The sequence below is a fragment of the Fusibacter paucivorans genome (genome assembly GCF_018390735.1).
In the GTDB taxonomy this organism is placed as follows: Bacteria; Bacillota; Clostridia; order Peptostreptococcales; family Acidaminobacteraceae; genus Fusibacter; species Fusibacter paucivorans.
In genome coordinates this window covers 25,436-40,547 of sequence record NZ_JAHBCL010000016.1, presented here as the reverse complement: position 1 = coordinate 40,547, position 15,112 = coordinate 25,436, and the positions used below count along the sequence as shown (strand labels likewise).

The following is a 15,112-nucleotide window of genomic DNA, read 5'->3' as shown; positions in this document are numbered from 1 at the left end:
GTACCTCCGTTTTATATAGATTCTTTTCTTTAGATTGTTACCGCATCACCATTTCCTGATCTGTGATCTGCTTTAATTCGCCTGTCTCAATCAGTTCGTTAATTTCATTTTCTGTATAAATGAGAACCTCCGCATTCTCGTCATTTTCAGGAGCAAGTACCACGGATCCTGACCACTTGCCTGCATATGCATAGGTTTCATGATTATAACTCGTTTCAAATCTATGTCCTTTTACAAACAGCTTCATCATCTCCTTCATAAAAAATAGATACACAGATAACCAAGAGCGAGAAAGGGCGCTAACGGATAGGCCATGCGCCCATGCTCCTTGTTCGAGATTCTGTAAAACAGTTTTACAACTCCGTGAAAAATGATCACTAGACTCAGTCCAATTGCCATCCCAGTCACTGTTTTCCAAAAGCCAATCACAAGTCCGACCGCAGCTACAAGCTTAATATCCCCGCCACCAATACCAGTTGGACTCATCATAGCTGCAATTAATAATGGTAGTGCTACTAAAATGCCAAACAGATGAACAGTCTTAAAATCTAATATTGATATCAGTGCAACCAACGACCAAATGATTGCTGGGATTTCTCTTTTTTTGATATCTGTATAGACTGCACATCCCATCAAACAGAAAAACAGCACCGTCTGAATGATACTGCTAACCTGCATAGTTAAACATGTTCCTGATTCTTTGCTCAAGAGTGGGCATGACCACCTCACCGAATAATGCATATAGACCTGCAAGAAGTAATGCTCCGAGCACTACCGCAATCAAGATTTTGACGGCTGTATCGATGTAGCCCTCACCTTTATGGTTACTGACTGCCACCTTTGCTTTAATAGCATATGTCATAGTAATGTCATTCACTTTTTTTATAAATTTCTTCATATCAGAATTACCAACCTTTCTTTATTTTGATTTACAATGTCATCGTTTGTGCATTTTCCTGAGTCGCTTCTTCTGAAGCTTTTTCTTTTTATTCCTGATCATGGCCTTGTGTCAGTGCCTGTTCATACGCTCCAATCACAGCTTTATCAAATTCTTTTCTTACTTCAGATGTACAAGGGAAACAGATATCCTTATACTCCCCATTGCCTGCTTTGTAACTCGGCATGGATACAAAGAGCCCTTTTGATCCTTCCATGAGTTTTACACCCCTGATGGCAAAAGCATCATTGATGTTGACTGTTGCAGTGGCTCTTAATGTTCCTTCTGGTCTGATACTTTGTATCTTCACATCATAGTAAAGACTAGATTCTCTTTTATTCTGAGTTTTCGCTGTTTTTCCCATGAGTCATTACTCCTCTCTAATTTGCACCACCATAGTTAAACATGTCTCTAATGCGTTGTGTGAGTGTAGGCATGACCACCTCACCAAACAATGCATAGAGTCCTGCAAGTAAAAGTGCGCCAAGTACAACAGCAATCAGAATTTTAACCGCTGTATCGATATAGCCTTCTCCCTTATTATTTCTAAGTGCTTTATCCGCTCTGATAGCCTGTCTTACAGCAAAGTTATTTACGTTTTTCATAAATCTTTTCATTGATAGTTCCTCCAGTAGTTTAGATTTTTTACATGCTCATTTTTATATCCTGTTCTTTTTCTTGATCCATAAATTCAATTTCCTTGAATCCGAATTGGTCCACATAATGAAATTCTCTGCCGTTTTCATCGTAAAGCTCCACCACATCAGAAATTGAAAGAGAGTGTCCTTTAAAATCTGATGGGTGGTTCAAGTTGAAATTTGTATAGATGGACTCAAGATCATTTGTTTCAAGTTCACAATCAAAGATAACATCGTAATTATCCTTACATGGCTCTCCAGAGGCTGTCACTACATCATCGTAAGATCTGAATCTGAGTTCAAAATCTGACTCAGGTTTAAGCTGCCAAATTCGAACTTTTTTAAGGGGACTGCTAGCCTCAAGTGAGCCCCCTAATTTTTCACCTTTAGAAAGCCTTTCAAAAACGCCTTCTGTCCAATTGGGAATGAACTTTTTTTCTGCAAGCCACTCGTCAAATTCTTTACCCTGAAACATCGTGTCAACAGTTGCTTCGTTCTCTTTGACATAACCTGCAGGATTCCCATAAAAGACAAGTAGTCCGTTTTTCATTTCAATTCCGCTCATTTACATCACCTCCCATTGCCCCATGTCCGCTCACATAAATTGATTTTAGGTTTAGGTTACTTCTACTTTCCATAAATGATTCTTTCAGACATCAGGCACTCATTGAGGCAAGATAAGCAAACTCCAATGTCCTTTAATAACTTAAGCATGTCTTCAGGCACATCGGTGAGATCATGTTTGTATTCAGCCTCCATGACGGTCACTTCGCCACTCGCCTCAGTTGTGAACGCACAAAGCTTAGCGTCTTTTGGAATGCCTGCATCTTCGAGAATAAATTCTGGCAGTTTGATTGCAACCGCATCTTCAGTTTCATCTGGGTCGCAATCCTCACAACAAATGCCTGTTGCACCAACTAGAGCGTTGTACAATTCTTTGAGTATTTCTTCAAGTCCATCAATGGTTTCTAATACATCCATCGCCGTCATTTCTGACTTTGTAAGCACTACACCACTTTTGATGATGGTTGCTTCTAACTTTCCGACATCACCAATTTTTCTTTCTGCAGATTCTGTAATTGGAAGGCACAGAAAACCTTTTACCGCTTGTTCTAGTCTTTTCATAAGCTGATTTCCTCCTTATTAAATTCGTTATTGATATCAAATAAATTCATTTGCCCCAAGCCGTCTCGCTCACGTTCATGCATGTCATAATTGGCTATGAGAATCTCTGAAAACTGAGCGCCATTATCATATCTTTGCTTGATGTTATTGATTCGGTTGTAACTCTCGATCGTGATGCCAGGGGCATCGTACAGTTCTCTGATATACTCGCAGTCATTGTAGGAAAGTAGAAACTTCCCTTCTATACCAAGCAGTGTATCTCTGAGTCTGATGTGATCTTCCTTTTGAAAACCACCTTCTCCGACATTCTTGTAGTACTTTTCTGTGTCGAAGTAAGGTGGATCCAAATAAAAAAAGCTGACAGGGCGATCATATTGCCGAATCAGCTTTTCAAAATCTTTATTTTCGATGACTACTTTTGCTAGTCTACGGTGAGCCTGCTCAATGATAGGAAAATTGCTTCTGATGTCATGGGGTTGGCTGCCGAAGCTCGTAAGTCCTGATGCATAGCTGTATCTGATTAGTTGATAAAAGCACGCTGCACGTTTGACGTCATTTTCAACATATGCCTTATCAAGGACAGCTTTGACTTCATCAAAATCCTCTCTTGAATTTAAAACATACTTCAGCTCATTTTGAAGTTCTTCATATTGATCTCTGACACATCGATAAAGGTTTACGAGCAAACTATTGAAGTCATTATAAACTTCAAAATCATTGCCCGGTGGCTTATGAAATAAAACCCAACCCCCTCCACCGAATACTTCAATATACCTTTCATAATAAAGCGGAAAGAGCGAAACAATCAGTTCCCTCATGGATTTCTTTCCGCCTATCCAACTCATAAAACTATTAATAAATCATCCCTCCTTCACACACACAAACCAGATTTGAAGCTGTTCATTGCTACTTGAATCCGGATAGAGGGATAGGGCATCTACCAGTCCATTTTTAGCTTCTGCAATTTTTTCAATCCGGCTATTCAGCTGACGTATGCTACCAAGAACCTCATGCTTATTGGCGCCATAATAATAACCGCCATCGTCACTGCAGATGGGATGTCCCTCGCATCTGAGTGTATTGACTATGTCACGGATCTTCCTTCCGCTCATTTGAAACCGTAGTTCCAACCCCTTGCTTTGTACAGCACTCCCTGCACCTGTATGATTTCTTTTTAAGTGACTTAAAAATCTCTCATTAAGATTTACATATTCCACCTCCTCGCCTCCTTTTTCTGGTGGGATAGTTTTTTTGAAATAAAAAAAGGCCGCTTGATTCACTGCATATTGCAGTCATTCAAGCGGCCTCATAGAACTCAAGGCATAAAAAAAAGCACGGTTTACTTTCCGTACATATATGCCTTGAATTATTCAATTAATTTGCTTGTAGCAGTTTTTGTTCTTGTCTTTACATATTCAATCCTCCCATGCCTTGCTTTTGATCATTGTCCATTGTTTCCTCAGCAGGTTTTGAGATTACCTTGAACTGATCTTCCCCGGGGACGATGCCCAAAGTTCTTCCGTTATCCCATTTCATATGAAGAGTGCCTGCATCGTCAACGATTTCAACAGTTCCTTGTATACCAGACTCAACAGGTGCATATGGATCATCCATCTGGATAAGTTCTATCCTAGTGCCTACAGGATACTGCTCCTTGATTCTTTCAACTTCGTTTCGAGATTTAAAACCATGCATATACCTATCCCTCCATTGTCTGTACATTCTGTTACTCCAAGCTCTTCAGCGGTCTTCAGAGACCAATTCTCATGATCTCATAAGCTAACCCGCTTTCTAGTTTGAGCCAATAAAAAAGAACTACCTTCTATTTTATTGAGACAGTCATCTCGGTAAGAAAGTAACTCTTCTAGTCATTTAGGTTTAGCACTAGTAATCCATATTTTGAAATGAGTATTGCATTGATAATCGCTTTAAAAGCCCTATCACCGATTAACGTCTTGTCTGCAATCTCATCCAGTTTGATGTACTCTCTACCCATGCAAATGGTTCTGGCGGTTTGATAGAGAGCATATCCTTCAGTATTAATTCCACTAAGCTGCATCTTTTTAAATTCAAAACTGTCTAAATAAACATGATCTTTTGCAACGCTCCACAACTTATCATCCGCAGTAAGCAAAAACAATGTGGCAAGGTAAAACGAATTTCTATCTTTAGTGGATACACCTTGCAACCTGCACACTGAATAAAATCTCGAACGCTGAATTTCATTTAAAAATATTTCCCCATCATAATTTCTGGCTAAATTGATAAGTCTTTCATTGAGTCGAATTGACCTATGATTTTTAAAACAAGTGAAAGTGATGTCTTTATAGCTGTCAAATCCTAATCGATTTATTTCATTAATCACATTTCCAATTTCACTTATTTGGGAGCTACTCTCCTCATACAAGCATGGCTGACATTTCGATGCCTCTTTCCCCCTATTAATACCATGCATAACAATCATTCCGCTTTTCCTTGGCATAAAATTGGGCACTAGCATCATCAATTGTTCCAGCTCCCCAAGCTCTGTACCGTACATATATAATTTTGACATTGGTTATCTACCTCTCTTTCAAGTTTTGTTATTTAAATCTGAATCGTTATTGAAAATAGAAGCTTACTGAATAGGTGATATTTGATTTGTTGTACATGCAATCGTGATTGGTGTAGTAATAAAACTCCAATTTGCTGTAAACACTCGGCGACAGAGTTCTACTGAATGTAATGCCATTTGTAGTCGTTGCATAGTCAAGTTGATCCCACTGTCCAGCTAAAACGTTATATCCACGTACTCTTCCATAATCTTGACCACTATGTCCGCTAACCGGTGGCACTGTAAAGGTATAGTTTGTAATGGTCGCACCTGCAATCCCCTGTTCAAGAATAACGGATTCAGGACCGTTTAGCGTCATACCACCGCCACTATTAGGATCAGCAACAAAGAATACGATAGCTGCCCATGGCGATTCTGCTCCAGTAGAATCTACTGCTTTGACGCGAACAACATTTTTACCCAGTGGATAAGCTGTGCTTGTTTGTGAAGGTCGTCCCTCCCAAACATATGTGATGGCATCACCATCAGGATCGCTGCTCGATGCTGTAATGGTTATTGGTACACCGGGAGCGACACTGTTTCCGTCTGGTGTACGTGTAATCACTGGTGTAGTAGGTACAGAGTTTGTAACTGTAAAAGTGATGTTTGTCCATTCTGAATATAGACCCCATTTATCCTTTGCTCTAACCTTTACAGTATGAGTTCCTACAGGATAATAATTGTCTGCCGTACTGCCTGAATACTCAAGTGTGAATGCATCTGAGTCTGGATCAGTTGCTGTGGCTGAAATATTGACCTTTAGCTTAGAGTTCAGTGCAGTTCTTGTTACAACAGCACTAGCGATTGGCTTGTTAGGTGCTGTGTTTGTTATGGCGATGCTCTTGGAAAAACTGAATTCTCTACCGGTGCTATCAATAGTACTAGCTTTTATAACATAGTTGCCGGTTTTGTTTATGACAATGCTACCGCCACTATTTGATAATGTTCCAGAATAATTCTCTGGATTGCTATCTTGAGATAGAGACCAATTAAGATTCCTACCCTCAAGTCCAGATAAGGACTGCATAGAAACGTTTATGCTATCACCAACGTGAACAGTCTGTGGAGCTGAGAAACTAAAACTTGCTACCGGCTTGACTGTCGCAGTATTAGATGTGAAAGTAAATTTCCTACCATTAACATCTGTCACCTCAGCAACCAGCTTAATAGAGATTGTTTTATCTGTAGTGACTGTAAAGCTGCCTCCATTTTCACCTAGCGAGCCTGTTACACATTGTGCATATGGCTTTTCCTCACCACCATCAACAGAAATTAGCCATTCAATGTCCATACCATCAAGTTCTGAACCAAGTGCTGTAGCGGTAATGGCATCACCACTGTAACTGATTGGTGTCAGTGAAGTGCTCATGCTAGGGATTGGGTAAACCGTAAACCTACCACTATTTACATAACTTCGACCAGAAGTATCTGCCATTGTTAGGGTTAGTTCATACTGGCCCTTTGAAGGGAATGTTAGGTTGCCACCTTGTTTGTTTAATTCACCAGTTGCAAAATTGGAATAAGGTTCAGAGCCACCGTCATCCTTTATAATAGTCCATTCTGTAATGAGGTTATCAATATAAGTACCGGTAACACTGATTGCCCCCATCTCACTTACATACCAAGTCTCTGGCACAGAAAGTGAAATCTCCGGAACTGGATAGACTGTAGTTGATGCTGTATAAGAAAATACTCTTCCCAGAGCATCTGTCATTGAGGAAGTAAGTGTATATTCTCCAGTCTGAGTAAAACGAATTTGTCCACCATAGGCATTAATGGCTCCATCAATAACGTCAGATAAATTTACTAACTCACCATCCTTCATGATTGACCAATTCACCGGAAGTACATTGTTATTTCCTCTTGTTCTAAGATCTAAGGTACGGTCGAGATGTGTCGTTTCCGGAAGTTCAAATGAAATGTTCGGCACTGGCAGAACCTCAATCTTACCACCGTTTTCAAATAGGAATACTCGACCTGTTTCATCAGTAATGCGAGCAATCAATTCGTAAGTTCCAGCATGTTTAAAACTTATAGAACCACCATTATTATCAAGCGTTCCATTAACATACGTTCCAAAATCTTGGAATCCAAAACCATTCTCAAGTAACCACTGAACATTAAGGCCATCCATCTCTGAGGTTTCAGGAACCACTTGGACTACAGTATCTGTGTGAGCCGTTTTAGGCAAAGTATACGAGATGCTCGGGACTGGATACACTTTGACTGGAGCTGAGTAACTGTAACTTCTTTCTGCCTTATCAGTGAAGGATGCTTTAAGAACATACTCTCCTTTATTTACAAAGCTGATGAAGCCTCCCTCATCAGCAAGTTCACCTTGAATTGCATTTTTAACTTCAACTGTTTCACCATCTTTGGATAGTGACCACTGAATTGATGCATCTCCGAGATTTTCAAATCGGGTTTCTACGTGGATTGTCTTATCTGTATGCGTAATTTCAGGTGCATAAAATCCAACAGAACCAATGGGATAGATTGTTATGCTATGTGAAACTTCAAATGTTCTATTGGTTTCATCGATTAATTTTCCAATGAGCATATACACGCCCTTATCCTTGAAACGAATATTTCCACCTTCATTGGTTAGCTTACCTTCGAGCTCATTTGAAAGTTCAACTGCCTCGCCATTCTTCAGTAGGATCCAATCAACGTTCATGTTATTTGCTTCAATTAGGACCGTTGAAAGATTAAGTTCCTTATCCGTATGAGACACGGATGGAAGGTTAAATGAAATTCCCGCAACAGGATAAACTTTTGTGGATTCCGTATGTGAAAATATACGGCCAGTAGCGTCCTTAATCCATGCAGTTAGGGTATATTCCCCCTTGTTCCTGAAAACAAAGGTTCCACCTTCATTTCCAAGTTCACCGTCAAAGATGTCAGCTATTTTTGCTACTTCACCATCTTTTATCGCTGACCACTCGATGTTGTTTCCATATAGATTTTCTAACGAGTATGTGATGGTTGTTGATTTATCAGTGTGCGTTGTTTCAGGCATATCAAAGTTCATATTGATAACTGGGTATACTTTGATTTGCATGGATAGTACAGTTTCTTTTCCTCTGGCATTTTTAGCGGTGGCTGTCAAAGTATATTGACCGTACTCCATAAACTTAACGGTGCCACCCTCCAGTCCAAGTGCGCCTGTAACAGCATCTTTCATCTCAATAGACTTTTCAGAGCCATCTACATCAGTTTTAGACAGTGTCCAAGTATAGCTATTCATGTATTTCCACATAGGCATCACTTCAATTTCATTGTCTGTGTGGACTACTTCGGGTAATTCAAACTTCACCTCTGCTGTAGGATGATAAGAATCTCTATCAGATTTATCGTGAGAACTTCCACCACTAGAGTCTGGAGTTGGTGTTATAGGTGGCATGTTCTCTTCTGGATTTGTCGTTGGGTCTGTGGGAGTTTCAGGTTCAGTCGGTTTAATTGGTTCTGGTGTTGTCGTATCAGGCGTTTGTGATGGTATTGTAGGCTTTTCTTCAATCGGCTTTTGATTAATACTCTCTGTCATCTCCTCCGCTTCGCTTTTGGTCGCCTGATCATTTGGCCTGATTTTATCATCCTCCTCATCTCCAATGATTCCATTCTCTCGACCAATGATTACAAAGCCTTTGTCTTCATCTTTGATGACTTCTTGATCCTTATAGCCACTGTGCCCTTGAGTGTTCATTGCCTCATCTTCCAAACCTTTAATTTTCACTAGAAGCTTGATAATTTCAGCACGGGTAATTGGCTCATCGGGTTTGAAAGCATCTGGATAGTCTGCTAGATCAAAGATTCCTGCATCTACTAAAGCCTCAATGTATTTCTCTGCCCAATGATCATCGATGTCTGTGAAAACTTGGTGGTTCTTTTTCTGAATTTGAGATATCAAGCGAAATCTCATTTGCTAGAATCGCAGCGTATTCGCCACGTGTGATAATTTCGTCCTTTCCTATAAAACTTTCCGGATGAAGTCGGTAAGCAATATAGATTCCACTACATAGCAGAATCAAGAAGGCGAGTGCAACAATACCAATGCGTTTTTCTTTCTGTCTCATAAATTTTCCATCCTTTCGTTTAATTTTTGATATGAAAAAACCGGAATCAACTATTTGACCCCGGCTTCAAATCCATTTTAAATTCATATAACTTTGATTCTTACATAAGCTAAATAAACAATTGGCTTGTTTATGAATGACTCTTTTTCACAGATTTTTAAAATAAAAAAAGAGGCATAGCTTATTGGTCATTATAGTTGACCTTAAACAATTGCCTCATAACTTTTCAAATATTAATTCGACTATTCAATTCAAATCAAATTCAAAGCATTCACGCTTTTCTGCTAATGTGAGCTCTATCAATATACTTTCATAAATCTTCATTGTTGTCAAAAATCAAATCCCTAATTCAGAAATCTGCATAATTGACTTTTGGGGCCCGACAAGTAATAATATGAATTTATTGAATCAAATTTGTTTCCGATAGCTCATCCATTTACGATTTTCAGAGACTAATAAACACGACAATGACTTCTTAAAAATCAAAATCGAAGATTATATCAGTACATTTTAGATGCCTTGTAATCAGTAAATGATTTAAACATTTTTGTACTCAAATTTGCTTGAACATATGCAGAGTCAACTGTAGTATCTATTATTTTCCATTCGTCATCGACATATACTTCATTCCATGCGTGATAGATGTCTTTCGTTGGAATTGAATAACCCTTTATCAATTTTGTTGGAATACCAACACTTCTAAGCATCGCAGCTACAATTGAAGCGTAATCATAACAAATACCTGTATTTGTGATATAAGTAGACTCGATATCTGGAAAATAACCACTTTTAACATTTTTTGCTTTTGTATAATCATACTTAATATTTTGATTTACATAATTATATATTGCTTTAACTTTATCGATGTCATTTTTTAATCCTTTTGTTAATGCTTTGGCTTTGACGATAGGTAATGAAGTATCATCAAACTCTATGTCTTGTATAGATGCTAGAAATACATTATTGTTGTTTTCTAATTCTAATGTAACATCAATTCTGGATAACTCTTTATAACTGTTGCCGGTTGTATTTTGCATAATTCTAACGAGATAGTTGCCATTTCCCAATTGAAGTGGAAATTGATTGATATCTGTATCAGTAATTGGATAAGAGTATCGTACACCATCTTTTTCAACTAATAACAGCATTTTAGCACCGTCTACATCATCAAGCTGAACTCTTACTAATCCATTATCAGTATCAGCTTGGAGCGCTTGTGTTGAAGCATATGATTGTATTGAACTTCCAACTAAAATCATTAAAACCATTAAAATGCTTATTATTTTTTTCATAATAACTCTCCTTTCGGTAGCACGGCTGCCTCTTTTTAAAAGGCCCTATGGCTTTGCGTCCCATCATTACTAATGGTTTGCTATTATCGTTGAGAGTTACTCATCACAATATGGACTTATTGAAGTTTTCAAAAAACAGAAAATCTTCTCATTCGGTGGCTAGGCTGCCATTCATTCGAAAGGCCCTATAGCTTTGCGTCCCACCGTTTCCAATGGTTTGCCATTATCGTGAAAAGAGTATCTCTTCACTGTTACTTTTATTTAATATAATTTTATAATAGCACATTATCCGTAATTGTCAAACCAATTCATGCTTACTAACCTATAAACCAAATAATTAAAATCCCTGAATTGAATTGTCGATTCATAGCGTTCAGGGATTTTAATAAGTTTATTCTTTATAAATATCTACCAACATCATTTTTATACTTTATATAATCACCTTTAAATTTTTCTTCAAGATACGATTCTTCTTTCAATATCAAATTGTGCAAACTAAATCCAGCAACTATACCTATCAACAACAATCCAAAATCTCCAAAAGTAATTGCCGTTCCTAAAAACATAGTATCAAAGGCAACGTAAGCAGGATTTCTAGAAAATTTGTAAATCCCACTTGTCACTAGTTTAGCAGTGCTATTGTGATCAATACCTACTCGCCACGACTTGTTCATAACAATAACGGATATGAAAAACAAGATTGCTCCAAGTGCATTCAATGCCACACCAATGTACCTAAGTGGCATATTCATCAACAATGGTGCATAAATCGAAATTCCGAAAATATTCAAAATCCAAATTGCAATCCAAGTATATACAGACCATTTAACCAGTCTTTCAACTCTGCTCAAATTTCGTTCTTTTCCCTTATCACCTAATGAATTGGCGAGGATTTTATCCCTATACTTTAAAAGCAACAATTTCGCAATGTACACACTACCAAAAAGAAGCAGACACCCACTTGATATTACATTTAGCATGTTACCTCCTGAAACTCAACAATGCGTTTATTGAGTTTTCGAATTAAGTACTCTCATAGCATTGAAAACAGCTAGAACAGCAACACCAACATCTGCAAATACAGCTTCCCACATTGTGGCTAGTCCGCCAGCGCCAAGAACCAGTACAATTCCTTTAACTGCGAAAGCAAATATAATATTCTGCCACACAATGGTCTTCGTTCGTTTTGCAATGCGTATTGCACTTGCAATTTTTGATGGTTCATCCGTCATGATTACGACATCCGCAGCTTCAATTGCAGCATCAGAACCAATCCCACCCATTGCTATACCAATATCTGCCCGTGTTAAAACTGGGGCATCATTTATACCGTCACCTACAAACACCAATTTACCTTTTCTACCCTCTCGGCCTTCCAGCATTTCAAGCTTTTCAACCTTCTGATGTGGCAAAAGTTCTGAATATACTTCATCTAATCCAAGTTGTTGACCTATTTTTTCACCAATTGCTTTATTGTCACCTGTCAACATTACAAGTTTCTTAACGCCTAATTTTCTTAACTCTTGAATTGCTCGCTTTGAATCTTCCTTGATCTCATCAGAAATAACAATAAATCCTGAGTACTTTTGATCGATAACCATATGAATAATCGTACCAACTTCGTCCTTCGTACGACCTTCATCAAAGGATATATTCTCCTTTTTCATCAGTTTGAGATTCCCAGCCAGTACGGTTTTCCCTTTAACTTTCGCTTGAATACCATATCCAGAAATTTCATCGTACTCTTCAATCATGCTCTTATCAACATTATTCTTATAGGCTTTCAAAATTGATTGAGCTATTGGATGATTTGAATAGCTTTCAGTGTAGGCTGCGTATTCAAGAAGTTCTTCATCGGATAATTGATTTGTTAAGTTCACAATTTTTGTTACCTTAAAAACGCCTTTAGTTAAAGTTCCTGTTTTATCAAAAACAACTGTATCAACATTGTTCAAGGCTTCAAGGTAGTTACTCCCTTTCATCAAAATGCCTGCTTTTGATGCACCGCCAATACCACCAAAGAAACCTAACGGAATTGATATTACTAATGCACAAGGACATGACACTACAAGGAACACAAGTGCTCTATAAATCCATTCGCTAAAAGTTGCTCCCGGAATCATTAGTGGTGGAATTATAGCCAGTGCAAGAGCGATAAAAACAACGGCTGGTGTGTAGTATCTAGCAAATTTTGTGATGAAGTTCTCGGTAGGCGCTTTTCTACTGCTTGCATTTTGAACCAAATCAAGAATTTTAGAAACCGTTGATTCTCCAAATTCTTTCGTCACTAAAACTGTCAAAAGTCCGTTTTTATTAATTGTTCCAGAAAGAATATCATCTCCCGTTTCTACTTCTCTAGGAACCGATTCACCAGTGATTGCTGAAGTGTCCAACATAGAAGTTCCAGAAAGTACTTTGCCATCTAGTGGAACCTTTTCTCCCGGTTTTACAATAATAGTATCTCCAACTGCTACATCTTCAGGAGAAACCTTCTCGACATTATCACCAATTTTGAGATTTGCAAAGTCAGGTCGAATATCCATTAAAGCAGTTATTGACCTTCTTGAATGATTTACAGCCATACTTTGGAAAAATTCTCCCACTTGGTAAAAGAGCATTACTGCAACACCCTCTGGATATTCTCCAATAGCAAATGCGCCTATGGTTGCTACACCCATCAGAAAGTTTTCATCGAAAACCTGTCCTCTTGATATATTTCTCAAAGCTTTTAGAACGACACTTCCACCAACTAAAAGATAACTTGTTAAAAAAACTACCAATTCAATCATTGGTGAGAAATTCATCAGTAGACCTACTAAGAACAAAACAAAACCTGAGCCGAGACGGATTATCTCTACTTTATTGATACCATCTTCTTCATGTCCACTTTCTTCATGTCTGTTGTCTTCACTGACTTCTTTTTTCTTGTGCACTTCCATATCAACCACTTTAATTCCTGACTCAATTCTTACGGCTATTTTTGTTGCTTCTTCAACAATTCTTGGTAGTTCTCGTTTATGTCTTACTTCTATAATGAGTTTTTTTGAAACAAAATCCACTGTTGCATTCACAACCCCATCGATATTTTTTACTTCTTTTTCAATCTTAGAGGCACAATTTGCACATCCTAAACCCATAAGCATCAAAATCTTTTTTTCTGCTTTAGTAATAACTTTCTCTTTAACAACTACATCTGGCTCCAGTTTTGCAACAATGGCAGTGGTATCATTCATCACTTGATCGATATCACCAGTCTGCAAAACTTCAATCGTCAGTGTTTTGGTTGCAAAGTTCATTGAAGATAAAGTAACATGTTCTAGTTTACTCACTCTATCCTCAATCTTAGTTGCGCAATTTGCGCAATCTAAGCCTTCCAGTATCAGTTCTTTCTTGATTGTGCTACTCATTTAAAGCCCTCCCTTTATTGTTTTCATTAACATGAATTAAGCCTTGATCAATTATTCTCTTTACATGCTCATCATCTAAAGAGTAGAAGACTACTTTACCATCTTTCCTATTCTTCACTATTCTTGCTTGTTTTAAGACTCTTAATTGATGAGATATCGCAGACTGAGTCATGTTTAATAAATATGCGATATCACATACGCACATTTCTTCTTCAAATAATGCAGATAAAATGTTAATTCTGGTTGTATCCCCAAAGATCTTAAATAATTCTGCTAAATCATTCATATCTGTGTACTGAGGCATCTTCAATTTTACCTTCTTCACCACATCTTCATGAAGCACATTACAGTCACATCGCTCTGCTTCGAAATCTTTGATCACTATGCCACCTCTTGTTCGTATGATTATATGTTCAAACGTTCATATATTATAATTTCATTTTACCATTTATATTAAAAATGTCAACATATATGAATGCACACTCATATATCATTTTACCTTTCTATATTTATATACTTTACATAACAAGCTCACTACTTCGTTTTGGTAAAAATTGGGAATAAGAAGAGCTGTTAGGTACTCAAGTTACTGAAGAACTGAGTCATTGTTTTTAATTCAACGTGACCATTTTCAGCTTTCTGATTTTGGGCATAAAAGGCCGCTTGATTCACTGCATATTGCAGTTTTTCAAGTGACCCATTGGGTTATAGTAAAAAAAATGTACGGTTTAATTGCCATACTATACGCTTAAGCCATTGATTATTCAATTAATTAAATTTTAGCTGGATTAATATTACTTGTTCAGAACTCCCATCGTTTATGTTTGCTTAACAATTCCAACATTAATCAAGATATCCAGTATCTGATTTAACGCTTACTTGGTTAATAAGTTAGGCAGTGACTTTAATACTTGATGTGTATCTTCCTTTACAAATCCGCGGACTACAACCATACCGCTTCCTCTTGGTACAAAATTTGGAACTAGCATCATCAACTGCTCTAGTTCCTGTAATCCAGAATCATACATAAGAAATTTAGCCATCTCT

Annotated in this window: 16 protein-coding genes, 1 pseudogene and 2 riboswitches; all 17 genes and pseudogenes read right to left on the bottom strand. The window is 37.8% G+C overall.

The window, feature by feature from the left end; translation table 11 throughout:
• Window positions 1-37: 37 nt before the first annotated feature.
• The 17 genes and pseudogenes from KHM83_RS10315 to KHM83_RS10235 all read right to left on the bottom strand — a co-directional run bounded on the left by KHM83_RS10315 (window position 38) and on the right by KHM83_RS10235 (window position 15,108).
• On the bottom strand, window positions 38-247 hold the full coding sequence (locus tag KHM83_RS10315; protein ID WP_213236936.1) for a hypothetical protein: 210 nt from the start codon (window positions 245-247) through the stop codon (window positions 38-40).
• 8 nt (window positions 248-255) lie between these two features.
• Complete coding sequence (locus KHM83_RS10310; RefSeq protein WP_213236935.1) at window positions 256-708, bottom strand: prepilin peptidase; 453 nt, start codon at window positions 706-708, stop codon at window positions 256-258.
• Complete coding sequence (locus KHM83_RS10305; protein ID WP_213236934.1) at window positions 668-898, bottom strand: DUF6133 family protein; 231 nt, start codon at window positions 896-898, stop codon at window positions 668-670. The genes KHM83_RS10310 and KHM83_RS10305 overlap by 41 nt, the downstream gene beginning before the upstream one ends.
• An 88-nt stretch (window positions 899-986) precedes the next feature.
• Complete coding sequence (locus KHM83_RS10300; protein ID WP_213236933.1) at window positions 987-1,301, bottom strand: SpoVG family protein; 315 nt, start codon at window positions 1,299-1,301, stop codon at window positions 987-989.
• Window positions 1,302-1,317: 16 nt separating this feature from the next.
• Entirely contained in the window at window positions 1,318-1,554 is a 237-nt protein-coding gene (locus KHM83_RS10295) for a DUF6133 family protein (RefSeq protein ID WP_213236932.1), read from the bottom strand.
• A 28-nt stretch (window positions 1,555-1,582) separates the two neighbouring features.
• A complete protein-coding gene (locus KHM83_RS10290) occupies window positions 1,583-2,140 on the bottom strand; it encodes a YodL domain-containing protein (protein WP_213236931.1) in 558 nt (185 codons plus the stop codon).
• Window positions 2,141-2,202: 62 nt separating this feature from the next.
• Window positions 2,203-2,700, bottom strand: a complete 498-nt coding sequence (locus KHM83_RS10285) for a hypothetical protein (protein ID WP_213236930.1) — start codon at window positions 2,698-2,700, stop codon at window positions 2,203-2,205.
• A complete protein-coding gene (locus tag KHM83_RS10280; protein ID WP_213236929.1) occupies window positions 2,697-3,545 on the bottom strand; it encodes a DNA adenine methylase in 849 nt (282 codons plus the stop codon). The genes KHM83_RS10285 and KHM83_RS10280 overlap by 4 nt, the downstream gene beginning before the upstream one ends.
• 15 nt (window positions 3,546-3,560) lie before the next feature.
• Window positions 3,561-3,917, bottom strand: a complete 357-nt coding sequence (locus KHM83_RS10275) for a hypothetical protein (protein ID WP_213236928.1) — start codon at window positions 3,915-3,917, stop codon at window positions 3,561-3,563.
• A 190-nt stretch (window positions 3,918-4,107) separates the two neighbouring features.
• Window positions 4,108-4,395, bottom strand: a complete 288-nt coding sequence (locus KHM83_RS10270; RefSeq protein ID WP_213236927.1) for a DUF4314 domain-containing protein — start codon at window positions 4,393-4,395, stop codon at window positions 4,108-4,110.
• Between the two features lie 169 nt (window positions 4,396-4,564).
• A complete protein-coding gene (locus KHM83_RS10265; RefSeq protein ID WP_213236926.1) occupies window positions 4,565-5,254 on the bottom strand; it encodes a hypothetical protein in 690 nt (229 codons plus the stop codon).
• Between the two features lie 46 nt (window positions 5,255-5,300).
• Window positions 5,301-9,366 (bottom strand): annotated as a pseudogene (locus KHM83_RS10260) (S-layer homology domain-containing protein).
• Window positions 9,367-9,866: 500 nt separating this feature from the next.
• Window positions 9,867-10,658 (bottom strand): transglutaminase-like domain-containing protein, encoded by a 792-nt coding sequence (locus KHM83_RS10255; protein ID WP_213236925.1) that lies wholly within the window; start codon window positions 10,656-10,658, stop codon window positions 9,867-9,869.
• A 12-nt stretch (window positions 10,659-10,670) separates the two neighbouring features.
• Window positions 10,671-10,750: riboswitch (cyclic di-GMP riboswitch) on the bottom strand.
• 59 nt (window positions 10,751-10,809) lie between these two features.
• Window positions 10,810-10,890: riboswitch (cyclic di-GMP riboswitch) on the bottom strand.
• Window positions 10,891-11,056: 166 nt separating this feature from the next.
• A complete protein-coding gene (locus KHM83_RS10250) occupies window positions 11,057-11,638 on the bottom strand; it encodes a methyltransferase family protein (RefSeq protein WP_213236924.1) in 582 nt (193 codons plus the stop codon).
• Between the two features lie 27 nt (window positions 11,639-11,665).
• Complete coding sequence (locus KHM83_RS10245; protein WP_213236923.1) at window positions 11,666-14,065, bottom strand: heavy metal translocating P-type ATPase; 2,400 nt, start codon at window positions 14,063-14,065, stop codon at window positions 11,666-11,668.
• The gene (locus KHM83_RS10240; protein ID WP_425513872.1) at window positions 14,058-14,444 is read right to left on the bottom strand and encodes an ArsR/SmtB family transcription factor; all 387 of its coding nucleotides are present in this window, start codon (window positions 14,442-14,444) and stop codon (window positions 14,058-14,060) included. The genes KHM83_RS10245 and KHM83_RS10240 overlap by 8 nt, the downstream gene beginning before the upstream one ends.
• 496 nt (window positions 14,445-14,940) lie before the next feature.
• On the bottom strand, window positions 14,941-15,108 hold the full coding sequence (locus KHM83_RS10235) for a hypothetical protein (protein ID WP_213236922.1): 168 nt from the start codon (window positions 15,106-15,108) through the stop codon (window positions 14,941-14,943).
• Between the last annotated feature and the right edge of the window lie 4 nt (window positions 15,109-15,112).

What these genes read in the sequence shown, in the direction of transcription:
- KHM83_RS10235 (WP_213236922.1), bottom strand. Translation starts at nt 15,108, where the DNA reads ATGGCTAAATTTCTTATGTATGATTCTGGATTACAGGAACTAGAGCAG.
- KHM83_RS10250 (WP_213236924.1), bottom strand. Translation starts at nt 11,638, where the DNA reads ATGCTAAATGTAATATCAAGTGGGTGTCTGCTTCTTTTTGGTAGTGTG.
- KHM83_RS10300 (WP_213236933.1), bottom strand. Translation starts at nt 1,301, where the DNA reads ATGGGAAAAACAGCGAAAACTCAGAATAAAAGAGAATCTAGTCTTTAC.
- KHM83_RS10255 (WP_213236925.1), bottom strand. Translation starts at nt 10,658, where the DNA reads ATGAAAAAAATAATAAGCATTTTAATGGTTTTAATGATTTTAGTTGGA.
- KHM83_RS10270 (WP_213236927.1), bottom strand. Translation starts at nt 4,395, where the DNA reads ATGCATGGTTTTAAATCTCGAAACGAAGTTGAAAGAATCAAGGAGCAG.
- KHM83_RS10315 (WP_213236936.1), bottom strand. Translation starts at nt 247, where the DNA reads ATGAAGCTGTTTGTAAAAGGACATAGATTTGAAACGAGTTATAATCAT.
- KHM83_RS10305 (WP_213236934.1), bottom strand. Translation starts at nt 898, where the DNA reads ATGAAGAAATTTATAAAAAAAGTGAATGACATTACTATGACATATGCT.
- KHM83_RS10285 (WP_213236930.1), bottom strand. Translation starts at nt 2,700, where the DNA reads ATGAAAAGACTAGAACAAGCGGTAAAAGGTTTTCTGTGCCTTCCAATT.
- KHM83_RS10265 (WP_213236926.1), bottom strand. Translation starts at nt 5,254, where the DNA reads ATGTCAAAATTATATATGTACGGTACAGAGCTTGGGGAGCTGGAACAA.
- KHM83_RS10290 (WP_213236931.1), bottom strand. Translation starts at nt 2,140, where the DNA reads ATGAGCGGAATTGAAATGAAAAACGGACTACTTGTCTTTTATGGGAAT.
- KHM83_RS10245 (WP_213236923.1), bottom strand. Translation starts at nt 14,065, where the DNA reads ATGAGTAGCACAATCAAGAAAGAACTGATACTGGAAGGCTTAGATTGC.
- KHM83_RS10280 (WP_213236929.1), bottom strand. Translation starts at nt 3,545, where the DNA reads ATGAGTTGGATAGGCGGAAAGAAATCCATGAGGGAACTGATTGTTTCG.
- KHM83_RS10295 (WP_213236932.1), bottom strand. Translation starts at nt 1,554, where the DNA reads ATGAAAAGATTTATGAAAAACGTAAATAACTTTGCTGTAAGACAGGCT.